25 protein-coding genes are annotated in these 24,132 nt (G+C 31.4%); 8 read left to right on the forward strand and 17 right to left on the reverse strand.

What is annotated here, in order from left to right:
• Window positions 1-27: 27 nt before the first annotated feature.
• Entirely contained in the window at window positions 28-681 is a 654-nt protein-coding gene (upp, locus tag ACM55I_RS05705) for a uracil phosphoribosyltransferase (RefSeq protein WP_416845795.1), read from the forward strand.
• Here the strand turns inward: upp and ACM55I_RS05710 are convergent.
• Entirely contained in the window at window positions 676-1,605 is a 930-nt protein-coding gene (locus ACM55I_RS05710) for a DUF6427 family protein (RefSeq protein WP_416845796.1), read from the reverse strand. The two genes, upp and ACM55I_RS05710, sit on opposite strands and share 6 nt — an antisense overlap.
• Before the next feature lie 145 nt (window positions 1,606-1,750).
• Between ACM55I_RS05710 and ACM55I_RS05715 the strand changes: the two genes are divergently transcribed.
• Entirely contained in the window at window positions 1,751-1,981 is a 231-nt protein-coding gene (locus tag ACM55I_RS05715) for a DUF6341 family protein (protein WP_416845797.1), read from the forward strand.
• 31 nt (window positions 1,982-2,012) lie between these two features.
• On the opposite strand, the gene purD is transcribed toward ACM55I_RS05715, so the two are convergent.
• A complete protein-coding gene (gene purD / locus ACM55I_RS05720; protein WP_416845798.1) occupies window positions 2,013-3,287 on the reverse strand; it encodes a phosphoribosylamine--glycine ligase in 1,275 nt (424 codons plus the stop codon).
• Between the two features lie 96 nt (window positions 3,288-3,383).
• On the opposite strand from purD, the gene ACM55I_RS05725 reads away from it, so the two are divergent.
• Genes ACM55I_RS05725 through ACM55I_RS05735 form a run of 3 tightly spaced genes read left to right on the forward strand, consistent with a single transcriptional unit; the run spans window position 3,384 to window position 5,288 of the window.
• A complete protein-coding gene (locus ACM55I_RS05725; RefSeq protein WP_416845799.1) occupies window positions 3,384-3,665 on the forward strand; it encodes a type II toxin-antitoxin system RelE/ParE family toxin in 282 nt (93 codons plus the stop codon).
• Between the two features lie 12 nt (window positions 3,666-3,677).
• Complete coding sequence (locus ACM55I_RS05730) at window positions 3,678-3,980, forward strand: HigA family addiction module antitoxin (RefSeq protein WP_416834777.1); 303 nt, start codon at window positions 3,678-3,680, stop codon at window positions 3,978-3,980.
• Entirely contained in the window at window positions 3,981-5,288 is a 1,308-nt protein-coding gene (locus ACM55I_RS05735; protein WP_416845800.1) for a phenylacetate--CoA ligase family protein, read from the forward strand. It abuts the gene before it with no gap.
• A 129-nt stretch (window positions 5,289-5,417) separates the two neighbouring features.
• Here ACM55I_RS05735 and ACM55I_RS05740 read toward each other — a convergent pair whose 3' ends face one another.
• The 5 genes from ACM55I_RS05740 to ACM55I_RS05760 all read right to left on the reverse strand — a co-directional run bounded on the left by ACM55I_RS05740 (window position 5,418) and on the right by ACM55I_RS05760 (window position 10,672).
• The gene (locus ACM55I_RS05740) at window positions 5,418-6,194 is read right to left on the reverse strand and encodes a glycosyltransferase family 2 protein (protein ID WP_416845801.1); all 777 of its coding nucleotides are present in this window, start codon (window positions 6,192-6,194) and stop codon (window positions 5,418-5,420) included.
• A 1-nt stretch (window position 6,195) separates the two neighbouring features.
• Window positions 6,196-7,563 carry an undecaprenyl-phosphate glucose phosphotransferase gene (locus tag ACM55I_RS05745; RefSeq protein WP_416845802.1) on the reverse strand — a complete coding sequence of 456 codons (1,368 nt, stop codon included), beginning with the start codon at window positions 7,561-7,563 and terminating at the stop codon, window positions 6,196-6,198.
• Window positions 7,564-7,623: 60 nt separating this feature from the next.
• A complete protein-coding gene (locus ACM55I_RS05750) occupies window positions 7,624-8,607 on the reverse strand; it encodes a UDP-glucuronic acid decarboxylase family protein (RefSeq protein ID WP_416834781.1) in 984 nt (327 codons plus the stop codon).
• Window positions 8,608-8,807: 200 nt separating this feature from the next.
• On the reverse strand, window positions 8,808-9,536 hold the full coding sequence (locus tag ACM55I_RS05755) for a class I SAM-dependent methyltransferase (protein WP_416845803.1): 729 nt from the start codon (window positions 9,534-9,536) through the stop codon (window positions 8,808-8,810).
• Window positions 9,537-9,556: 20 nt separating this feature from the next.
• Window positions 9,557-10,672, reverse strand: coding sequence for a glycosyltransferase (locus tag ACM55I_RS05760; protein WP_416845804.1), 1,116 nt, complete (start codon window positions 10,670-10,672; stop codon window positions 9,557-9,559).
• A 233-nt stretch (window positions 10,673-10,905) separates the two neighbouring features.
• Between ACM55I_RS05760 and ACM55I_RS05765 the strand changes: the two genes are divergently transcribed.
• Window positions 10,906-11,292, forward strand: a complete 387-nt coding sequence (locus ACM55I_RS05765; RefSeq protein WP_416845805.1) for a hypothetical protein — start codon at window positions 10,906-10,908, stop codon at window positions 11,290-11,292.
• Window positions 11,293-11,321: 29 nt separating this feature from the next.
• Here the strand turns inward: ACM55I_RS05765 and ACM55I_RS05770 are convergent, their stop codons facing one another.
• The 7 genes from ACM55I_RS05770 to ACM55I_RS05800 form a co-directional block, all read right to left on the reverse strand.
• Window positions 11,322-12,449, reverse strand: coding sequence for an O-antigen ligase family protein (locus tag ACM55I_RS05770; RefSeq protein ID WP_416845806.1), 1,128 nt, complete (start codon window positions 12,447-12,449; stop codon window positions 11,322-11,324).
• 127 nt (window positions 12,450-12,576) lie between these two features.
• Window positions 12,577-13,647, reverse strand: a complete 1,071-nt coding sequence (locus ACM55I_RS05775; RefSeq protein WP_416845807.1) for a hypothetical protein — start codon at window positions 13,645-13,647, stop codon at window positions 12,577-12,579.
• A gap of 76 nt (window positions 13,648-13,723) precedes the next feature.
• Window positions 13,724-15,028: an MATE family efflux transporter gene (locus ACM55I_RS05780; RefSeq protein ID WP_416845808.1), complete on the reverse strand. Its 1,305-nt coding sequence runs from the start codon at window positions 15,026-15,028 to the stop codon at window positions 13,724-13,726.
• 94 nt (window positions 15,029-15,122) lie between these two features.
• The gene (locus ACM55I_RS05785) at window positions 15,123-16,103 is read right to left on the reverse strand and encodes a hypothetical protein (RefSeq protein ID WP_416845809.1); all 981 of its coding nucleotides are present in this window, start codon (window positions 16,101-16,103) and stop codon (window positions 15,123-15,125) included.
• Window positions 16,104-16,112: 9 nt separating this feature from the next.
• Window positions 16,113-17,792: a DUF6909 family protein gene (locus tag ACM55I_RS05790; protein WP_416845810.1), complete on the reverse strand. Its 1,680-nt coding sequence runs from the start codon at window positions 17,790-17,792 to the stop codon at window positions 16,113-16,115.
• A gap of 33 nt (window positions 17,793-17,825) precedes the next feature.
• Entirely contained in the window at window positions 17,826-19,313 is a 1,488-nt protein-coding gene (locus tag ACM55I_RS05795; RefSeq protein ID WP_416845811.1) for a GH3 family acyl-acid amido synthetase, read from the reverse strand.
• 45 nt (window positions 19,314-19,358) lie between these two features.
• The gene (locus ACM55I_RS05800) at window positions 19,359-19,850 is read right to left on the reverse strand and encodes a peptidase (protein ID WP_416845812.1); all 492 of its coding nucleotides are present in this window, start codon (window positions 19,848-19,850) and stop codon (window positions 19,359-19,361) included.
• Between the two features lie 213 nt (window positions 19,851-20,063).
• Between ACM55I_RS05800 and tatA the strand changes: the two genes are divergently transcribed.
• Window positions 20,064-20,240 carry a twin-arginine translocase TatA/TatE family subunit gene (gene tatA / locus ACM55I_RS05805; RefSeq protein ID WP_416845813.1) on the forward strand — a complete coding sequence of 59 codons (177 nt, stop codon included), beginning with the start codon at window positions 20,064-20,066 and terminating at the stop codon, window positions 20,238-20,240.
• Between the two features lie 41 nt (window positions 20,241-20,281).
• Here tatA and ACM55I_RS05810 read toward each other — a convergent pair whose 3' ends face one another.
• A complete protein-coding gene (locus ACM55I_RS05810; RefSeq protein ID WP_416845814.1) occupies window positions 20,282-22,405 on the reverse strand; it encodes a Tex family protein in 2,124 nt (707 codons plus the stop codon).
• A gap of 119 nt (window positions 22,406-22,524) precedes the next feature.
• Between ACM55I_RS05810 and ACM55I_RS05815 the strand changes: the two genes are divergently transcribed.
• Window positions 22,525-22,821 (forward strand): DUF1294 domain-containing protein, encoded by a 297-nt coding sequence (locus ACM55I_RS05815; RefSeq protein ID WP_416845815.1) that lies wholly within the window; start codon window positions 22,525-22,527, stop codon window positions 22,819-22,821.
• Here ACM55I_RS05815 and ACM55I_RS05820 read toward each other — a convergent pair.
• On the reverse strand, window positions 22,800-23,144 hold the full coding sequence (locus tag ACM55I_RS05820) for a DUF4143 domain-containing protein (protein ID WP_416845816.1): 345 nt from the start codon (window positions 23,142-23,144) through the stop codon (window positions 22,800-22,802). The two genes, ACM55I_RS05815 and ACM55I_RS05820, sit on opposite strands and share 22 nt — an antisense overlap.
• Window positions 23,138-23,566, reverse strand: a complete 429-nt coding sequence (gene rpiB, locus ACM55I_RS05825; RefSeq protein WP_416845817.1) for a ribose 5-phosphate isomerase B — start codon at window positions 23,564-23,566, stop codon at window positions 23,138-23,140. The genes ACM55I_RS05820 and rpiB overlap by 7 nt, the downstream gene beginning before the upstream one ends.
• Window positions 23,567-24,132 lie beyond the last annotated feature (566 nt).

Genomic DNA, 24,132 nt, shown 5'->3' on the forward strand with positions numbered 1-24,132 from the left:
TAGAAGTTTAATTCCAAAATTAAAACGATGCAAATCCATATTTTATCAGAAAACAATAGTGTTCTGAACCATTTTTTAGGACAAATTCGAAATGTAAATGTTCATAACGACAGCATGCGTTTTAGAAGAAATATTGAACGTATTGGTGAAATAATGGCTTATGAATTGAGTAAAGAACTACATTACAAAAACATCAAAATTCAAACACCTCTTGGCATCAAGAAAACTACCGAAATTGAAGATCAATTGGTTTTATGTTCCATTTTACGTGCAGGATTGCCTTTGCATTTAGGGTTTTTGAATTATTTTGACAATGCTGAAAACGGTTTTATTTCAGCCTTCAGACACCATCCTAATAATGATGATTATTTTGAAATTGTGGTTCAATACCAAGCTATTGCTGATATAAACAACAAAAATTTACTATTGATTGATCCCATGCTTGCTACCGGACAATCTATAGTTGCTGTTTTTAATAAATTAATGGAAAGAGGAACTCCAAAGGAAATTCATATTGCAGTTGTAATTGCCGCCCCAGAAGGAATTGAACACCTTAAACAACATTTACCCAATACGTGTCATCTTTGGATTTCTGCATTAGACGAAAAACTAAATGAGCACAGTTACATTGTTCCCGGACTTGGCGATGCAGGAGATTTAGCTTTTGGGGAGAAACTATAATTGAGAGAAAAAAGCAAAAAGACTGCATAGAATAAAAACAAACAATACAATTTCCTGTTTCAATTTTAGCTGCACAATTTCAATATGACTTGTTGCCATGATTGCTAATGGCGCAAAGGTAAATAGCAATAAATCATTACTTTTATTGGAGGAAATCAAGAAAATTACTATTCCAATAAAGAAGGAAGCTATTATTTTTTTGAAAGAAACATGTAAAAGCTGTGGTCTGTTAGACAATGTTGCAAACATTGAAATAACGAAAAATAAGGCAATAGTAGCATAGATCGAAAAAGCAGCATTTTGGTAATTATTCGTAAAATAATCAATTCTGAAATCCGTTGTTACACTCCTGGTTATATATTCGATTACGTTTACATTGAATACTGCTGCATATAACAAGAAAATAATTGCGGCAGTGAAAAAGGCAATAAACGGCAAGAACCAGTTTCTATAATCTCTGGAAACATGGAAAATTATTGATATGAAAACCAATACAATAAAAATAATACTCCAAAAATGAAATAATGAGGCTAAAAAAATCCACAATGAAGCATCAAATATTTTTTCTTTGGAAGCTTTAAGTGATTGCAATGAAATCAATCGGCGAAGGGCTAATAGAATAAAGAAATTTGAAACAATTAGGTTCGTGTTGTCTAATACCGAAGGAAAAAAAAGCAACAACAAAAAATAGAAAAAAATGGTGTATGTACTGTCTTTACTGAGTCCGTTTTTCTTTACAACAAAATTTGTAATAAAAATTGAAGCTAATAAAATGCAGAACAATGCTACTTTTTTTAAAATCAAAAAAAGAGAATTAGTCCAAGATAAATCTTGAAATTGGTATATTAAAAAGAAAACCAGCATTAAAATTACAACCAATGAAAAATTTAATGGTGTAGATTTTTTAAAAACACTTGTTATCATAAGGATATTTTATACTTTTGTGTTTGTAAATATAATACTTGTTTAAAAAGGAAACCCTGCAAGTTCAAAAAGATTCTTACTAAATAAGACCTTTTTACTATCCAGAGCTCTTTAAAAACAACTAATAAAATTAATTTTATACATTATGAAAGCATTTTTCGAAGGAATACAATACTTATTTGTAAATATTTTATTTGCTCCTCTAGATTTTTTACGCTCATTAGAGCTTAAATCTTGGTTTGCTGCTAATACTATCAATTGGATTTTCATGATTATTTGTGCGTCTGCAATGGTATATTGGATCAAACAATTGAAAGTTTTTGAAGAAAACGGAACAGAAAATCAAGATACTACCGCTCACTCTTTCTTAAAATAATATTTAAAAAAAAGTGAACGATAATTGGAAACTATTTTAAATCGTTTCCAATATCTTTTCTAAAATACATCTTATCAAAATTTAGTTTATCTATGTTTTGGTAAGATTTTTTTATGGCCTCTTCAAAATCATTTCCATAAGAAGTTACGGTTAAAACTCTTCCACCATTAGAAACAACATTTCCATTTTCTAATTTTGTTCCTGCGTGAAAAACAATAGAGTCTTGAATGTTCTCTAATCCTGAAATCACTTTTCCTTTTTCGAAATCTTCAGGATATCCGCCAGAAACTACCATAATTGTAGTAACGCTTCTTTCGTCAATTTCAAGTGTGATTTCATCTAGTTTTTCATTGGCCACAGCCAAAAACAATTCGACTAAATCTGTTTTCAATCTTGGAACAACCACTTCCGTTTCCGGATCGCCCATTCTCACATTGTATTCAATTACGATTGGCTCGTTATTCACATTAATCAATCCAATAAAAACAAATCCTTTGTACGGAATTCCGTCTTTCTGGAAACCATCAATAGTAGGTTTTACGATGCGTGTTTCGATTTTCTCCATCAAAACAGCGTCAACATAAGGAACTGGAGAAACTGCTCCCATTCCACCTGTATTTAATCCGGTGTCGCCTTCACCAATGCGTTTGTAATCTTTGGCAGTAGGCAGGATTTTATAATTTTTTCCGTCAGTAAGAACAAAACAGCTTAATTCGATTCCGTCAAGGAATTCTTCAATCACCACTTTAGAACTGGCGTCACCAAATTTTTGGTGTACTAACATGTTTCTTAATTCTTCTTTGGCTTCCGCCAAATCTTGAATAATCAAAACACCTTTTCCAGCTGCTAATCCGTCTGCTTTTAAAACATAAGGCGGTTGCAGTGTCTCCAAAAATTCGCATCCTTTCTCCACTGTTTCAGCAGTGAAACTATCGTAAGCAGCAGTTGGGATATTATGTTTAATCAAAAATTCTTTGGCAAATTCTTTACTTCCTTCTAATTGAGCACCAATTTTTGATGGTCCAATAACCGGAATATGTTTTAACTCGGCATCATTTAAAAAGAAATCATAGATCCCTTTTACTAATGGATCTTCCGGTCCTACAACAACCATTTCTACTTTTTCCTGAAGAACAAAAGCTTTGATCGCGTCAAAATCAGTTGGGCTTATATCAATATTGTTAGCTATTGCTGCTGTTCCAGCATTTCCTGGTGCTACAAAAAGCGTGTCGCAAAGCGGACTTTGAATCATTTTCCATGCAAATGCATGCTCTCTTCCGCCTGAACCCAATAGTAAAATAGTCATGATGTTGTTTTATTTAGTTGTGGTGCAAAAATAGTTTGTTTTAAGATGAAATAATAATTTTTTTTACTTACTTTTGACGTTAGTAACGTTAAAGGTATGATAATTTCATTTGGGTCTAAAGAAACTGAAAAAATATGGAATGGAATTGTTGTAAAGAAACCTTCAATAGAAATTCAACAAATAGGCAGACGAAAACTAAGAATGCTTAATAATTCTCAAGATTTAGCAGATTTAAAAATACCGCCTTCCAACCGTTTAGAAAAACTAAATGGTAATTTAAAAGACTATTGTAGCATTAGAATTAACAATCAATGGCGAATTATTTTTATTTGGGAAAATGCAAATACTTCACAGGTAGAAATTGTAGATTATCATTAAAATAGTTAAGAAATGGAAAAATTAAAAAACATACATCCGGGTGAAATTTTATTAGAAGAATTTCTTATTCCTTTGGAAATAACAGCATACCGATTATCTAAGGATTTGAAAATTCCACAAACCAGAATTTCTGAAATTACGAAAGGAAACCGAAGAATTACGGCTGACACGGCTTTGCGTTTGAGTCAATATTTTGGTAATTCCGCTAAATTTTGGCTTGGTCTTCAGGATGATTTTGACATTGAGGAAGAACAAGAACACAAAGCAAAAGAACTGCAATCCATAAAACGTTTTGACACTCAAAAAGTAGCCTAAATGTTTCCACTTTTCGACTTATCACTGCAACTAAATGGTTTCCCGATGAAGGAAGCCAAAGCCGAATTGCGAAGAATTGTCGCTTTATCCGAAAAAGAACATGAAGCTTTTCTTGAAAATAAGAAATTAGAAATTGTTCATTTTCATTTACAGAATAATCCATTTTATCAGGAGTTAGTTGGTTCAAATGCTACCAATTGGGACAATTTACCCGTTTTAAATAAAAGAAACTTACAAAAACCATTGCTTGAAAGGCTTTCGAACGGGTATTCGCCAAAAAATAGTTACGTGAATAAAACGTCCGGTTCCAGCGGTGATCCCTTTATTTTTGCCAAAGATAAATACAGTCACGCTTTGACTTGGGCTTCTAATATGTATCGATTTGGTTGGTACGGAATTGATTTTAACTGTTCGTATCAGGCCCGTTTTTATGGGATTCCAATGGATTTTATTGGTAACAAAAAAGAACGTTTCAAAGATTTATTGAGCCATCGGTTTCGATTCTCCATTTTTGATTTGTCAGATGTGGTATTAGAAACCATTCTGAAAAAATTTCAGAATAAAAAATTCGATTACATCAATGGTTACACGAGTTCAATTGTTTTGTTTGCCAAATATTTAAAGAAAAAAAACATCATTTTAAAGGAAATCTGTCCCACTTTAAAAGTATGTATGGTGACTTCCGAAATGCTTTTTGAAGATGATAAAATTCTTTTGGAGCAACAATTTGGAATTCCAATTGTCAATGAATACGGTGCTTCGGAACTAGATTTAATCGCTTTTCAAAATCCTCAAGATGAATGGCAAATGAATTCGGAAACATTATTTGTAGAGATTTTGGATGACAATAATCAAGCGGTTCCAAACGGTACTTCGGGCCGAATTGTGATTACTTCTTTATTCAACAAAGCGCATCCGTTTATACGATATGATATTGGCGATATAGGGATTCTGGACGAAAAAAGTACGTTGAAGAAACCTATTCTCAAGAAATTAATTGGAAGAACGAATGATGTTGCCCTTTTACCAAGCGGGAAAAAATCACCTGGATTGACATTTTATTACGTAACAAAAAGCTTTATTGAAGACGATGGAAACGTAAAAGAATTCATTATTAAACAAACAAAAATTGATTCTTTTGAAATTGAATATGTCAGTGAAACCGAATTAAATTCTAAACAAATTAAAAAAATAGAAGTCGCTATTGCCTTATATCTGGAACCTGATTTAAACTTTAAATTTACAAGAAAAGACACTTTAGAAAGAAGCAATAGTGGAAAATTGAAACAGTTTAAATCGATGATTTGACACATAAACTTACACCATATAAGGCCTTTAAGGAAATATAAGTATTGAAGTCAAAATTAATTAATAGTGAAACTTACATGAACTTACGTTCCTTATATGGTTGAAAATTAGGTATTAAAAATTTCAATGTTATAATTTAACTTTCTTAATATAACCTGGTTTAATAATTAATTGCGTGAATAAAAAACCCGTCATGCAAAGTAATGAAACAACTATATTAAATCCATGAAAAGTCCTGTAAACCGCAAAATTATGCTTCAATAAGTCCAATTTAGAAGCTGAAATGGAATTTTCTCTAATTCTATAAAAAGCTAAACTTTCTGGAAGAGGCTGTGCTGTTTTTATTTTTTTTAGAATCGTGAGCCATAACATCCAGTCTTGGCGTTTACGGATGGAAGAAATAGCAATTTTTTCGAAATAATTTACATCATAAATACCGGTAAGATTCCCAACATAATTACAAAAAAATAGTTGTCTGTAGGATAGATTTCTTGGTGCTTCCACAGTTCTATTTAATGACTTTCCCTCCTCATCGATGCAATCGTAAAAAGAAAAAGTAAACGGTAAATTATTGGTTTTAAGAAAATCTATTTGTTTCTCCAGTTTTTGTGGTTTCCACAAATCATCAGCATCCAAAAAAGAAATATACCTTCCCTTACATTTAGTCAGCGCAGTATTTCGTGCAATACCAGTTCCTGAGTTTTTTTCGGATTGAAAAAGTTGGATTCTATTGTCAAGAAGTGCCATTTTTGTAACAATAGAAAGCGTTTTATCTAAAGAACAATCATCCACAATAATTATTTCCCAATTTTGGTAGGTTTGATTCTGAACAGATTGAATCGTTTCAGCAATGAATTTTTCAGAATTAAAGGACGGTGTTATAATTGAGACTAATGGTGTTTCCATTTTAATATGCTTTTTCTTCGCCTTTGAAAATGTTAACTATTGTTTGAGAAATTATTTTTAAATCTAATATGAGCGACCAATTTTCAATGTAAAAAACATCAAATTTTATTCTATTAATCATATCATCATCTGTTTCTATTTCACCACGAAAACCACTCACTTGAGCTAATCCAGTAATTCCAGGTTTAACAGAGTGACGTACCATATATTTCTTAACCTTATTCCCATAAATTTTATTTTGTGCCCAAAGATGAGGCCGCGGACCTACAACTGACATTTCACCAAGTAGAACATTTATAAATTGAGGCATTTCGTCTAAACTTGTTTTTCTCATAAATTTACCGATTCTAGTAACACGAGGGTCATTTTTTGAGGCTTCTTTTTCGGTTGTTTTATTCATTCTCATAGAACGAAGTTTATAGCAATAAAATTCATTTTCATCAATTCCAGGTCTTCCTTGTTTAAAAAAAACGGGGCCTGAAGATTCTAATTTTATCAAAATAGCTAATAAAGGAATCAACCAGGATAAAAGAAATACAATGATTATAATGGAGAAAACTATATCAAATGTCCTTTTAAATACTTTAGTCGCCGGATCATGCAGGATTGTTTTTTTTAAAGACAGAACAGGGAAAAATTCGTAATAATCTATTTTTAATTTTTTTGAAAAAATTTCTTTAGTATCCGGAATGAATTTTATTGTTTTATTATTTTCATCAGCAAAATCTATTAAATCTTTCAAATGTTCGTTGGAGATTTCGTTCAATGAACAATAAATTTCATCAACAAAATTTTCAATTACGAAAGGTTTCAAATCTGCTAATTTTCCTTTAATATTTTGATTTGATTTCTTATCTGAAAAATACCCCAAAAAACGATACCCATAATCATTTCTTGTTTCGAAAAGATCTTTCAATCGAATTGCTTCAGGTGTATATCCAATAATCACAGCGCTTCGGTAATTACTTCCAGTTATTATTCTGTATTCCTTTAAATAATAAAACAATAAAAATTTTGAAACAGTAATCAATCCTATAACTGATGAAATAAACAGGGTAATCACTGTTCCACTAAAAACAACTTGTTTAGAAAACGGAAAAAAAGCAATGATTATTAAAAGAAATAAAATCCCCTGTTTGACGATTTTAGAAATAATTTCAATTGGTTTTGTAAAGCGATAGACATCATAAAATTTGATAGAAAAAGCAGCTGCAATCCATCCAATTGTTTGATAAATAAGATAATGCTCAATATTTAAATTGAGGTCTTCGAGGAAGAACAAACCTAGTATTGAAATAACTATTAGATCAATTGAAACACTAATAGGCCGTATGTATTTTGAATATCTTCCTATTTGTGATGCCGTCATAATTAGTGAATGTATTCTAACTATTAATTTAAAGATAAATTCAAAAATGCTACCCTTTCGCTATTTAATATAACCCGAAAAATCCTTGTGTTCTTCTTTAGAAAGTTCTTCTTTGGACAATGATTTAAAATAGTCGTAAGTGATTTTCATCCCCTCGGCACGATTTACTTTAGCTTCCCAACCTAGCAATTTTCTTGCTTTTGTAATATCTGGTTGTCGTTGCAAAGGATCATTTATTGGTAAAGGGAAATATACCACTTTCTGATTGGTTCCGGTCAGTTTTATAATTTCTTCGGCAAAATCTTTAATCGTTATTTCATCCGGATTACCAATATTTACAGGAAGAACATAATCAGAATGTAATAATCTAAAAATACCCTCCACCTGATCATCAACGTAACAGAAAGAACGTGTTTGCATTCCATCACCAAAAATAGTTAAGTCTTCACCACGAAGCGCCTGACCTATAAATGCTGGAATAACTCTACCGTCATTGAGTCTCATTCTTGGGCCGTACGTATTGAAAATTCTAACAATTCTGGTTTCTACACCATGAAAAGTATGGTACGCCATTGTTATTGATTCCTGAAAACGTTTGGCTTCATCATAAACGCCTCTAGGTCCTATTGTGTTTACATTTCCGTAATATTCTTCAGTTTGTGGATGAACCAATGGATCTCCATACACTTCAGACGTGGATGCTATAAGAATTCTGGCATTTTTTACTCGTGCCAAACCTAAAAGATTGTGCGTCCCAAGAGAACCCACTTTTAATGTTTGTATCGGAATTTTCAAATAATCGATTGGACTTGCCGGTGAAGCAAAATGCAAAATATAATCTAATTGACCCGGAACGTGAACAAACTTGGTGATATCATGATGATAAAATTCAAAATTTTCCAGTTTGAACAAATGTTCTATATTTTTTAAATCTCCAGTAATGAGATTATCCATGCCAATAACAAAATAGCCTTCTTTAATAAAACGGTCACAAAGATGTGATCCTAAAAATCCAGCGGCTCCAGTGATAAGTATTCTTTTCATATAGATTTTTAAAGGTTGGGTATTATGAAAATAATTTATTTATTAAAAAGTAAATAAATTACTTCAAATAACGCAATGCTCTTTGTCGTCATAAAGAGCATTCTGTCAAAAATAAACTTATCATTAGGATTGTGAAAGAAATATCAGCAAAATCTTTTTTTATAACTTTTTATTTTCAATTATTGGCGAAGCAATTCAAATTATTCTATTTTTTCTAAAACAAATACATTGTTGAAATAAGCTGTAGTATCAATTGGCAAGAATAGACTGAACAGAACTCCAAAAAAGTTAAAAAAGACGATAAAAGGAATTAGAAAAACCTGTCTTACATTTTTATTATTAGGGAGTATATTCTTTATGTAATTTAAATTAAATTGAAAAATAACTTCTATATAATTTCCTGTTTTAAAGTTCTCAACCACCTTAAAACCATTTTTTTGATACAAATGTTTTAAAGCGGGTGTTGTGTATCTTGCAAAATCATAGGGCATTTCATGCTCTTCCCACATAAAAGGAGTTGTAATTAGTGCCTTCCCATTTTTCTTTAATACTCTATTAAATTCCTTTAATAATTCGTCGATATTAAAAACATGTTCTAAAACCTCGGTGCACAAAAGAGAATCAAACCGTTCATTTTCAAATGGAATTTTTTTACCATCATAAAACTCATCTACTTCATTATAATTTTGTTCCCTTCCTTCAATTTTATAATCTACACCAATATATTCCTTTACGTTTACAAATAATTTTTTATACGGTTTAGTTCCACAACCAAAATCCAACAAAGAGCCATCAAGTTTATGCGCATTATTTTTTATAGCGCTTCGAATTGATTTTCGGATTAGAAAATTATAATTAATGAGAAACCCAATAATCCCAGGATGAAATTTTTCTTTCTTTATCTTTTGTTTGATGAACTCTTTATACATTAAAATTATTTTTTTCAATATTAATCCAAATAAATAGATTCCAGTTCAGAAATATTTTTTTTGATGTTGTAGTTTTCGGAATACGAATTAAAAGCATTTTTTGACAATTTATCCAATAATTCTTTATCGATTAATAACTTTAAAATTTTACTTTTAAAATCCTTTATATCTTCATTATCAACAACAAATCCATTGTAATCATCAATAATCAAATCTTTATTTCCATCACAATTACTAACTACACAAGCTTTAGATAATGCTAAACTTTCAATAATAGAATAAGGCATTCCTTCATATCTGGAAGTTGAAAGATAAAACTTAGATTGATTAATTATATGAAAAACATCGGTTCTTTCAGTCCAATTTAAAAGCGTTACATCATTGCCCATATCTAACTCCTGAATCAAATTTTTAACTGATTCTAACTGACCTGATACTGGACCAACTCCCATTACGATTAAATGAATTTTTGCTTCTTTATTAACTTCGTGCAAGATCCGTATCATTTGCTCAATATTTTTTTGATACGATGGACGCCCAACGGTACAAATATAATCTTCAGGCCACGTTTTAGTAATGGTTAAGGGTTGTATTTTAGTTATTGGTTCAATACAGTTATTGAATACTATTGCATTTTTTGGTTTATAACCAACCTCCTCAATAGCACGTTTTTTTTCAGATTGTGATGTTGCTAAAAGCTGACTATTTCCATTGGCAAGAAATTTTTCAATACTCAAAAAAAGGATTCTTTTTAGACTATTTTGCGTACTTAAATAGGAGAAAGCGTGTGGTGTATAAATTACTTTTATTCCTAATAATCTTCCCGTAATTCGACCTACAATGCCCCCTTTAGCGCTATGTGCGTGTATTAGACTTGGCTTTTCTATTTTTAGAATTTTATACGTCTCAACCAGTGATTTAAAATCATTAAATATTGAAATATCTCTAAAAATAGAAACTTTATATTCTTTTACTTTATTCCCCTTTTTATCAAAAAAAGGTTTAATTGTGTCTTTGGCTCCATGAATAACTATGTTTTCAAACGAATCAGTATTCATATTTTCTAAAACAAGTCTCAAATACACATCAACTCCGCCTATGGAATGTAATAAATGAACGATCTTTAGTTTTTCCATTTTATTTGATGTAAATAATAATAATAATAATCGTTCTTTATTACTTGCGCAATTATTGTTAAAAACTCAAATGTATCACAAATTTAATAATTACAAAATATTGATTTAAATTATCTCTTTAGGATCTATTTAAAAAAAATTCAACTATATATAACTTCTATTAAGTTTCTTTGATTAGAAAAAATAACGATATTTACTGAAATTTTAATTTTACCATTTTTAAATAAATTCAAATGAGAAAAACGTTTATGATTGCGACTCTAGTTGCTTTATTTTCATTGTCTTGTGGAAACAAGAAAGAGGAAACGACACAGCAAGATGCCATTCAAGAGGTTGCGCCTAAAGCGTCTAATGAAGTAAAAGTTGAACTGACTGACTTTGATCGATACGAAGGAAAAATAGTTCATGCCTCAACAGGGCAATGGTATTTAATAAAAGAAGGTGCCCGTTGGAGAACAAATTCAATTCCTGCGACTGATGATTATCTTAAAACACTACCTGCTGGTCCTGATTATGTAGTTGAAAATGTGCCAATAGAAACACTGAAACAGTTTCCTGAGGTTGGAGAAATATACCCCCATTTAGAATATAAAAAAGATGTTATTAAAACCGCTAAATAAGCGGTTTTTTTGTGTCATCCTAAAAAATATTATACAACAATCAGCTTACTTTTTTGTTGAAGCCAATAACTCGCAAATATAGAAATCCATAATCCGCTGAAAACAATTCCATCAAAACGAAGGAGGAAATCATCTGTAAGGTTTGAAGTGAAAAACAAAAAAAAGAAAGAAATTATAACTGTATTCTTTGTCTTAATTCCTAAATAAGCAATAAATCCAATATAAAATAAGGCTACAATAGGTCCCAATATTCCAAATTTTAATAAATAATCTAAAAATTGATTGTGTGTTGGAAACTCATATTTTGCCAGAAATATTTGATTCGTTTCTTTAAAATACTTTACTAATTCTATCTTCCCGTCAGAAGCTCCCACTCCAAAAGGAAGGTTTTTAAGAGACAATTCCCACGCTGATTTCCAAATGGATAATCGGGTTACAAACGAGCTGTAAACGGCTATTTCCGGGTGATCTATTTCATCTAATTTCCCTATTTTGTCCATATTCGAAAAAATCTGGGTCGAATACTTTTCTTTCATATAAGGATTCTTTTGTAGGAACAAAAATAAAACGGAGCCAATCAAAACCAGAATAATTATCGCCCTTTTGAAGATAACTTTAGAACTATAACTTTTGGAAATTTGGAAATAACCAACCGTCATAAAACCAAATAAAGTGGCTAATAATGCCATTCTGGTGTTCACGTACAAAACAAAAAAGAACGAAAGAATAAAAAGTGCTAAATCTCTAATTTTGGACCATTTACTATAATTGGTTTTTGAAGTTTCAAACAAAAAATAAAGATTAGAAAAAGCTACAAAAGCCAAGTGCATATTGAGCGCCGGGGCATGAATCCCAATACTATCGGAAAAGACATAGCCCATTTCCCAAAGATGAATCCCATTGAGGTATTTAAAAAAATGCTCAGGATACAATATTATAAAACGCACAAAAAAGAATGCCATAATAAGCGTTGTACCCATACAATAGGCTTTCAAAATTTTAATAAACTGAATCCGCTGGTAATTTCCAATTATAAATACTGGAAAAAAGAGTAGTGAAAGACTTTTCTCCAATGATTTTAAACCGAGAGCATAAGAATCATTATTTCCAAAAAACAACATTTCCATCAAAAATGGGGCTGCTATCAACAACATCATCGGTAGTTGGCTTTTTGAAATTTTTATTTTCTTTAAAAACAATAAATTGAAAATCACAAAAACGATCAAAAAAATAGTACAGAGTTTTCTGAAAATTAATGTAATAGCAATTAAAAATAAAAATAAATTAAATACTTTGTTGAATGTCTTTTCTGAAATTTTCATAATACAATGCAAAATATATTAAAGGAAAAAGGCCTATTTTATGTCTTATAGAAGTTCCTAAATCAGGTTCAAATATACCTTGAACGATAAAATAAGCAAATAAAATTAATAAGGTCCACAACTCAAATTGATATTGCTTTCTGTTTTTTAAACATCTGGAAAACCGGACAAATAAAATATAAAAAATCAATAATTGCCAGATTACAAAAGCGAGCACTTGAGGAGACAAAATATGTTTAATTGCCTCGACGACAGGCACGTTTACAGCCATAAAACCATAGACAATACCAAATGCTTCTCCATACCAGGTATCTTGCGATATTGGCGATACTATAGCCGTATTTATATTGTTTTTATTAATATTATTAATGACATAATTTTCCCTTGTTAGTTTCGAAATATATTCGCCTCTTATGACTCCATGACTCAGTGATAAAAAAATGGCAATCAGCAATCCATAAAAAATAGTAGAAAATGTTTTATTCTCAAATTTGATAAACGATACTAAATACATCCCTACCGCAAATATTGGCATCAATATATAATAGGGTCTGAAAAATGAAAAACAAGCGATTAAAACTAGTGAAAAAACAATTTTAAATCTTGGTTTCTTATTGGATTGAAATATAAAAGGAATGGTACAAAACATTAAAAAGGTTATAAATTCCTTAGTAGGCATAGACATGTATATTCCTGTAAGCAACAGCGCAATATATACCAAAACATTTTTCACATTTAACTTATGGAAGTTAGAAGGCACACCGATTTTATATAATAGGTAAGTTACTATGGGAAATTGAATTAAGGCAATAGCAAAAAAAGGAAGATGTCGTAAACCCGTAAGTTTATAAAACATAATGGCAAACGGATAACTACCTAACCAGCCTATTTCTTTGCCTTTGTCAAATATTATTATTACAGTATCATTAAAATATCTTTCCGGTAAAATATATGGTGTTAATAAGGCTATGATTAAATTACCAAAAAACAACCCTAAAAATACCGCTTTGTTTTTTTTTATTAGTGTTTTCATTAATACTTTTTGTTGGAAAACCTCATTTTATCAGTGAATGATTATATTAAAATTGGCGCTATTTAACACCACTATTTTAATGAAATACAATTAATAACTTATCTTTTTTATAAATAATTATTGCAGTAACTATATTCCAAAAAAGTAAACTTGAAACAAAAGCAATTGCTGCTCCTGTCATTGAATACATGGGGATTAATATAATATTTAGAATTAAATTGACTAGTACCGCAAAAATTAAAACGATTTGGAAAATACTTTGCCTTCCTGTCATATTCAAATATATCGCTGATACTCCAAAAAAAGAAGCCAATAATTCACCAACCATTAATATCAAAAGCGCTTGTTTCCCTTGTGTGTAATTTTGTCCAAAGAAAAATAAAATATTTTCGGCAAACAAACAAACAAATAAAACCACCGGTAATGTTAGCAAAACAATTATTCTGGCGCTTTGTTTCAATGCTTTTAATAGTTCTGTGCGATTTTTGTCTGTATAAAGTTTTGCGATTTTTAAAGAAACCGAAATGTACACAGAGTTATTTATCATAAACAAAATAGAAACCAACTTCATTGCAACAGCATAATAGGCAACGGTTTCGTCTCCTTTGAATTTTTTCAAAAACACCACGTCAAAAGTCATCATCAAGAAAATAGCTAAATTGCTTACAGCCATCGGATATGATTTGTGAGCAATAAAGGAATACGTAAAAGGATTAATATCATTTGGTATTATTGAATGTTTTTTTTGTTTTTTGAAAAGTCGAAAAATAATACTCGTTGTTATAATCGCAAGTGCAACAAATCCTATCAAAAAAGTGTCTATTAAATAAGTTTCCTGATGATAATAAAACAAGACGACCGCCCCAATAATAACGGAAACATACTTAAACGTATTTCTAAATAATTCGGCAATATAAATTTTGTCTAATGCTCTAATTGTTTCAGTATTAAATAAAGTTATCGAATAGAAAAACAACGCAATAATTGCCTTAGCCATCAGCAAATAAGTACCTTTATCATTAAAAAAAATAGCAATTCTATTTTGACCAATGATAAAAAAAACAATCAATGTCAATAAACATAATATAAAAATAAGCGCTACAATTTTTTTGTAAATAGCCTTTAATTTTTCCGTTTCATTTGTACTTTTTAAAATGCCCGTAAAATATAATATGGATTGATCCGTACCCAGAACGCAAATACTGCTCAGAACTAATAAAACCATTCTTATAAAGTCGAATTGACCAATGATTTTTGGGTCGTAATTATGCGTTAAAAACAACGAAAACCCGAAAAGAGTAATTACCCCTATAATTCTTAAAAACATCGTTTTTAAGCTCTGTAAAACAAATGGATTTTTTTTTATTTTATTGAAATCCATATTGATTTTTTTCAAAATTTCAGAAAATTGTATTGGTTGAATTAATTAAATTTCTGTTCGATTGTGTTTCCTTTTAAAACAAGGTTAAAAGTAATTATATCAATTTTTTTATTTGGCTTTTATAATAAGCCATAAATAAATGTATTAAAATAAATAAAAACAGAAACAAAACAGGTAAAACCAATTTTAACTTTCCATTGACCGAGTTCGTGTTTTCAATATTTAATGTTGAACTGTTATCCTTTATAATTTTATTTAATCCAACTAATTCTAATCTAGAATTTCCCTGTTCATTAATCAAAGCCTCTTTAGTTTTAATAACATCATTTAGTTGCGTATTTTCATTATAATAAACCAGTTTGTCACTTTTTTGAGCTCCATTTACCATGTTAGAAAATCCATTCAAAACACTATTTATTTGTGAAATAATAGTGTCATTTTGAATCATCTTTATTTGGACATTATTTACCGTTTCTTTTTGGATTTTTTTATAGTAATCCGTTTGGTTTAGATAGCCTAAAATAGGCTGAACCGTTTCAATATCGTTTGTTATCTTTTTAGTTTTGAAAGTAATGGTATGTAAGGGATAATTTTTACTGGTCAAATTATCTTCCAGGATTTTTTTTATATCCCCGCCTTCCGCCATCAACTTGATTAATTCAAAGTTTTCGGTTTTATTTTCAATAAACTTGTAAACATCCGTTATGGGTTTGATCTCAATTTTTAGTATTTCTATCGGCTTTTTTATCCCTACGATTTCTTTAAGAAAAACAGTATCCCTTTCTTTTATTTTAGATTCAAGCAAATTAATTTTAGAATATAAATAGTCTGTGCTTCCAAAATTTGGAGTAACTATAATTTGATGATCATAGGTTTTATGTGTTTCGTCTAAAAACATTCCCAAACCGACTCCAACTAGTATCAAAATTGAAATCACAATCACTCTTTTTACAAAAAACTGAATGCATTTGAATATTAAAGTATTAATTCCTTCAAAAAAACTTTTTATCTTTTTAGAAATTTGTGTTAAATCAATCTCCTGATCCTCTTGGTTATTGGGTTCGTTTTTAGTCATGCTATTCTTTTATTTTACGTTGAAAATTTGTTCCAATATTTTAATGGTAATCAAATACGTAGGTTTTACACCCGTTGTTCCCAATCCGCCAGACGCTAAAGTACTTCCTGTTTCCAGTGGATTATCCGAAGCATAATAAGCATATCTTACTTTTACATCTAATGGGACACTCTTTCTGATTTTAGAGGCTGATTGAATAGCTTTTTGATAATAAGAACCTTCCATTTCTAATCCAATTACACCCCAGGTTGATTCATGAAAGAACTTTAATAAATCCCTGTTTTGCAATGATGTTCCCAATACAGTAACCATTGGTCCTGCAAAAACTGCGATATCATTACCTTCAAACATCTCTGCCGACAATTCATTATGGAAAAAATAATTATCAGCCGTTCCTTCATTGATGTGCGCATTCGGAATCATAATATCTCCTTTTCCGCCTTCCAAAATTCCCGCTTTACCCATGATGGAAACTGATTCCACATTCAATAAGGTCTCTTTTTTATACGGTTTTAATAATTCGTCAATCGTTTCATACGCTTGCTCGCCAAAAGCATAATCCATCACAATTATAACCGGTTTTTTATCTCCTGTATTTGCTTTTGGAAATGAGGTTTTAGCCCAGTCTATTTTAGCTGTATCAAAAATTTGCACATCAATATTAGTTCCTGAAGTATCCGGCAACGAAATCATTCCGTATTTCAATGCCACATCTTCCACTTGATTGCGAACTTCATAAGCACCAGATTTGCTCAGTTCTTCATAAATAAAGAAATCTGATTTGTCTTTGAACTTGGTTTTTAAAACTGGCGTAGCAAAAATAGAGTTCATTACACTGTGCATATTGGCACTAATCACATGAATTGGACGGTCCAGAAGCTGATTCTCTTTCAAAACTTCCTTGATGTTCGTAGCCCAAATTTCACCATGAATGTGATGTCCCAATCTTTCCCTCAAAATCGGGCTGAATGTTATGGTTCTTTTATTATTGTCAACCACTTCCTCAATCGCTAATTTCCCCAGCCAAAAAATAACATGCAAGAAACGATCTGGCGCAGTTACCGACCCAAATGCATCATATATCTCTAAAACTTCCTCAAATGTTCTTCCCAGAATATTTGAAGCATGCGAAATTGCTTTCTCTTTTTCCACCAAAGTCAGTTTTTTATTTTGGGAAACTGCTTGTTCCAGTTTGAACCAATCCCGCGAAACTTCGCCGGCATCATCTAGTAAAACCCTGTTTCTTATTTTATGGGATTCGATGAAAATGAACGTTAAATGCGTCAAAATATCATAAATATCCGAACGTCCACGCGTAATCTCCACATTCATTTGTTCCTCGTCAATTCGATAACAATTACGGCGTCTTTTTGGCGGAACAATCGCTTGAAAGTGGGATTTAGAATACCCTTCATCCGAAGTTAAATTGATAAATCTACATTCTTCAATTCCTACCGGCAAACGCTCAATAACGTATAAAAGACCATTCAATTCTACTTTTTCTTCACCAATATTACCGTAGATTTCCGGGCGTAAAGCCAATAAAGCTTCCCTCAAAGTATCCCCTGAAACCCCCATTGGTTTATAAAATCCTCTATTGAACAAATGACGCATGGTGATGTACATTTTTTCAATAGCTGCCGATGATTCCTGTGCTCTGGAGCGTGATATATGTTTCGTATCTTTCATTATTCTATTTTATAAAACTCAAATGTAACCCTTTTATTTTTTGTTTAATAAATCCACAATGGCTCTGTCATTAGAAAGTCTGGGGATTTTATTTTGTCCGCCCAGCTTGCCTATCGATTTCATATACTCCTGAAAACCGTTTTTAGTGACTTTTGTAATCACAACTTTTCGCAATACGTGTCCCACAATCAGATCGTCGTAGTATCCGTTTTGCTTTCTCATGGCATTGTCTATCGCTTCCGCAAAAGTGACGCTGTCTTCCGGATCGTTCTCAAATTCAATGAACCATTCGTGATACGGTAATCCTTCTGCTGGCGTGATTTGTGGCGCAACAGTAAATTCATTTATTCGAATAGTAGTTCCAATTATTGCTTCCTGTAACGCACTTTCTACTTCTTTTCCAATGACATGTTCTCCAAAAGCGGAAATATAATGCTTGATTCTTCCCGAAACGATAACGCGATACGGTTTTAATGAAGTAAACTGAACTGTATCACCAATATTATAACCCCAAAGTCCTGCATTGGTAGAAATAATCAACACATAATTCACATTTAATTCCACCTCGCCAATGGTATAACGGCTTGGTTTTTCAGTATAAAATTCGTCACTTTTTATAAATTCGTAAAAAATTCCCGAGTTCAACAACAATAACATGCCGCGCTCTTTTTGGGAATCCTGGTACGCAAAAAAACCTTCCGAAGCCGGAAATAATTCAATGCTGTCTACTTTTCGACCTATTAAATTTTCAAATTTGGCGCGATACGGCTCATAATTTACCCCGCCGTAAATAAACAAATTGAAATTTTTGAAGATTTCTCCCACTGGCTTCCCTCCTTTTTGCTGTAATTTTTCAAAATACATTTGCACCCAAGATGGAATTCCTGAAATCACCGTCATGTTTTCGTTGAAAGTCTCTTCGACAATCGCATTCACTTTGGTTTCCCAATCTTCAATACAATTGGTTTCCCAAGAAGGCATGCGGTTTTTTTGCAGGTATTTTGGAACAAAATGAGCTACAATTCCAGATAATCTTCCAAACTTAATCCCGTACTTTTCTTCCAGAATTGGGCTTCCTTGCAGGAAAATCATTTTCCCGTCAATAAAATCCGCTTTTCCCGTTTCATGAATATAATGCAAAATCGCATTTCGAGCCGCTTCAATATGAAAAGGCATGGATTCCTTGGTCAACGGAATATATTTAACTCCGGAAGTTGTTCCCGATGTTTTGGCAAAATACAAGGGCTTCCCTTTCCAAAGAATATTTTCGGCACCTTTTACCACCTTATCAACATAGGGTTTCAACGCTTCATAATCCCGAACCGGAACCTGATTCGCAAAATCGGCACTTGATTTTATAGTATCAAAATGATGATCCAATCCAAATTGAGTTTCCTTAGCTTCTTTGATTAAGTGTTGTAAAACTTTGTTTTGGGTTTCCACAGGATTATTGACCCAAGCCTGAGTTTTTTTATAAATTTTAAGTGCAAATAGTTTTGCAGCAACTGACTTTATTGACATTTTTTGGATTTATTCTTTATTAAAGATAAAAAGATAGGTGAATTTTTACTTTGATTTTTTAGAAATCGTTTCTTTTTCTTCTTTCGCTACTTGTTCTCTTAATTCCATTTCCTTTTTTGAAGCAGATAAATTTACCGGAGAGGAAACTTCTTCAGTTGCTGCAAGGATGGAATCTTTATTAAATTTTGCATATTCTAATTCTCCTGTTAATACTTTTTGAATGGATTTAATATAAGCTTCATTTTTCTTTAAAGCAAACGACAAAGAATCTGCTTTTAAAGCCAATTGGGTGGCATCTTTTTTAAGTTTTGAAGAAGAATATCCCGGAATGAATTCTCGCAAAGGCGTAAAAGCAATGATAAAAGTGGTCACTGTTATAATAATAATGGTACTCAAAGTGACAAATACAAAAACATTCATCAAAGTAAGTTTTAAAGAAAATGTTTCTTCAAAAGTATCTTCGTTTAAAATTATTAAACGTTTTTTATTGAATAGATTTTCCTTGAGTTTTTTTCTTTTTTGTCTTTTCGCGGACATACAATTTGATTATTGAACAAATATAATCAATTTATAGTATGGATAGTATTCCGTTCCATTTGCCCCTTTTTAAAGACTACAAATTTGTTTTAATAAATTTTTAACGTTATTGAAACCAAATAATTGCCTTAAAAAGAGTTCCTGTTAAGTTATTCTAATTATCTTTGTGGTTAGATTTATCACAAATTTGCTTCGGCATTAAATTATTCAATCATGGGAAGATTAGGTGTTACAGAAATCCTTGTTATATTGGCCGTTGTTTTATTACTTTTTGGAGGTAAAAAAATCCCGGAATTAATGAAAGGTTTAGGAAGCGGAATTAAAGAATTCAAAAACGCAGCCAAAGATGACAGTCAGCCAGCTGATAAAAAAGAAGACGAAACAAAATAAAAAAAGGCTTTTCATAATTTGAAAAGCCTTTTTTTTATGATTTAAATAACCATCGTCAACTGAATTCTCTTTCTGTCTTCATCAACTTCGGTTACTTTTACCTGAACGTGTTGGTGTAATTTTACCACTTCGTTTACATCGCTTACAAAACCTGCTTTGAGTTGTGAAATGTGCACCAGACCACTTTCTTTTACTCCAATATCCACAAAACAACCAAAATTGGTAATGTTATTCACAATTCCAGGCAAAATCATTCCAGATTTTACATCTTTTATGGTTTTTACATTGGGGTCAAATTCAAATACTTTGGCTGATTTTCTTGGATCTAATCCGGGTTTTTCGAGTTCTTTTATAATGTCTTTCAATCCCAATAAACCTATTTCCGGCGTAATGTAATTTTCGGGTTTTATTAAAGCTGTTTTCTCTTTGTTGGCAATCAAATCATTTACCGTCAATTTCAAATCTTTGGCCATTTTTTCCACAATTCCATAAGCTTCGGGATGCACTGCTGAATTATCCAATGGATTTTTTGCATTCGAAATTCGGATAAAAGCAACCCCTTGCTGATAGGCTTTCTCTCCTAAACGAGGTACTTTTTTGAGTTGCTTTCGGTCTTGAAAAGGGCCATTTTCAGAACGATATTGCACAATGTTTTCGGCTAACTTCTCTCCTATTCCACTCACATAACTCAACAAGTGTTTACTCGCCGTGTTGATATTTATCCCAACAGAATTCACGCAACGAATCACCGTGTTATCCAATTCTTCTTTTAATTTATTTTGGTCCACATCGTGTTGGTATTGGCCTACGCCAATGGCTTTTGGGTCAATTTTGACCAATTCCGCCAATGGATCGCTCAATCTTCTCCCGATAGAAACCGAACCACGAACCGTAACATCATAATCTGGGAACTCCTCTCTCGCAATTTTAGAAGCAGAATAAACAGAAGCTCCGGCTTCGGAAACGATGAAAACTTGAACGGGTTTGTCAAAAGCTATTTTCTTGATGAAGAATTCGGTTTCTCGTGAAGCCGTTCCGTTTCCTATTGAAATCGCATCAATTTTGTATGAATTTACCATTGAACGGATTTTTTTCATCGCCATCGCTTCCTCTTTTTGAGGCGCATGCGGATAAATGGTTTCATTGTATAACAAATCCCCTTTTTCATCCAGACAAACGATTTTACAACCACTTCTAAATCCCGGATCAATTGCCAGAATTCGTTTTTCGCCCAAAGGCGGTGCTAATAATAACTGTCCAAGATTATTTGCAAAAACCTGAATAGAATTGGCATCAGCCTTAGCTTTTGCCTCTTGCAAAGCTTCATTTGAAATTGCCGGATTCAACAATCGTTTGTAACTGTCTTCAATGGCTAATTGTACGTGAGGTGTTGTGCTATTTTGGCTTTTTAGGATTAATGTATCAATAATATCATAGGCTTCATCAATATCTACTTCTACTTTAAACTTGATAAAACCTTCATTTTCGGCACGAAGCATCGCTAATAATCGATGGGATGGCGCTTTAGTCAATGGTTCTGACCATTCAAAATATTGATTGAATTTCTGTGCTGCTTCTTCGTCTTTTTTAGTTTTTACTACTTTGGTGGTAATGATTGCTTTGCGTTCGTACAATCTTCGGAGTTGTTTTCGAACATAAATATTTTCATTAATCCATTCGGCAATAATGTCTCTGGCGCCTTGTAAAGCGGCATCTTCATTGATGACATTTTCATTCAAATACTTTGTAGAAATAAAATCAATAGCATCATTATTTTGCGCCATGATAATTTTTGCCAAAGGCTCTAATCCGTTTTCACGGGCAACATCAGCTTTGGTTTTTTTCTTCTTTTTGAATGGCAGATAAAAATCTTCGAGTTCTTGTAAATCAAAACTTTGTTCGATTTTTTTTTCTAATTCCGGCGAAAGTGCATTTTGTTCGGTAATCGATTTTAAAATCGCTTCTTTTCGTTTTACAATCACTTCGTATTCTTTTTGAAGCTTTGCAATTTGTTCTATTTGCACTTCATCCAGATTTCCTGTTGTATCTTTTCGATACCGGGAAATAAACGGAATGGTACAATCCTCTTGTAATAATTGAACGGTTTTCTGAATATTAATGGCTGCTGTTGCAACCGTTTTAGCTATAAATTGTATATTGGTCATCCTGTAATTAGATAATTTTAAATGTTTTAACTTTAAAAATGTTTAATTAGAAAAAATTGAAATTGTCTAATTAATTTTTAGCTAAAATAATAGCTTTAAACTTGAAATTTATATCATTTATGACTTTATTATATAGTTTTTTAACCTTGAATATTTTAGCTTTTATAATTACTGCTTATGATAAACGATTAGCCATTACCCATAAAAAAAGGATTTCCGAAGAAACCCTTTTAACATTTGCTGCTGTTGGCGGCACAATTGGTTCGGCATTAGCCATGTACATTTTTAGACATAAAATTGCTAAAAAACACTATCTTTTTAAGTTTTTCAGAATTGTATTTATCCAAATTTTAATTATTGGCGTTTTATTTTATTTTGACATTTTTAATGAAAATTACATTATAAAATCTAAATAATTACTCTTATTGATTACTTCAAAAGTAGCTTCCGGATAGGCTTTTGCGAAAGCAGTTGGAATTTTTGTTTTTTTATTTTCATTCCATTTAAACTCAAAACCGGCTAAAGTAGACGCTTTTTCCTCTAACCAATCTAATTCTTGCTGATCATAAGTGCGCCAGAAGTAATTATTTGTTTTTATTTTTTGATAATTTTGCTTTTTTACTCTTTCTGAAGCAAGATAATTTTCCCATAAATCTCCCACATCATTTCTCGAATCCAATCGGTTAAAATTATTTATAATGCCGTTTCTAATACCATTGTCATAAAAAGATTCTAACAAGAAATTTTATCTACTCTTGTTTGGTGTCTTCCACCTTCAAATTCAGTATTTAAGAAAGCATCTACCATTTCAACAGCTTGCGGAATTGAAGTATAACGCGCAGGAATACTAATTATATTAGCATCATTATGTTGACGGGCTAAAACTGCAATTTCTTTTATCCAGCATAAAGCGGCGCGTACTTTTTGGTGTTTATTAACCGACATTGAAATTCCATTTCCGCTTCCGCAAATAACGATTCCAAAATCAGCTTTTCCTTCAGAAACATCAATAGCAACTGGATGGCCAAAATCAGGATAATCTACGCTATCTGCTGAATCCGTTCCGTAATTAGTTACTTCATGCCCTTTTGCTTTAAGCATTTCAACAATTGCTTTTTTGTATTCTGGACCAGCGTGATCGTTTCCTATGGATATTTTCATTTTTACTATATTAAGTTGTGTGGTGCAAATTTAAATAAAGAAATTTAGTTTTGTCGAATTTAAATTTCGCATTCTTTAATGGTACAATTCAATTCAAATAAGTTCTTAAAAATAAAAGTAAATGATAGCCGGTTATAACTATCAGATTACTATTTGATTAGCGGTTATCAACAATTTTAATAAATCTATAAATAACTGTGAATCAATGTACATTTTATATTTAAAATGTTAATTTTTTACATTGTTAATAGCAAAACGCAATCGCTTGATATTCAGTTAACTTTAAATTAACACAACCTGTTCATAACTTTAGATAGAATATTAGAAGTTTTTTTTGGTTCTAACTTAAAAATAAGTAATCCAAAACCCACATTAGAAATCCAAATATTGTTTGGTGAATTTGTAGAATAGTTATCATTATAAAAAAACAGTTTATTAACAAAAACTCAAAAAGTAGTTATTTACAAAATCAATTCGATTTATATTATTAACCATTGTTAATTAAAATTTAAAAATACTTTAAAACTAATCCTTTACCTTAAAATAACATTGTTGATAAGTCGGTA

Origin of the sequence: Flavobacterium algoris (assembly GCF_048158525.1) — a bacterium.
Taxonomy (GTDB): domain Bacteria; phylum Bacteroidota; class Bacteroidia; order Flavobacteriales; family Flavobacteriaceae; genus Flavobacterium; species Flavobacterium algoris.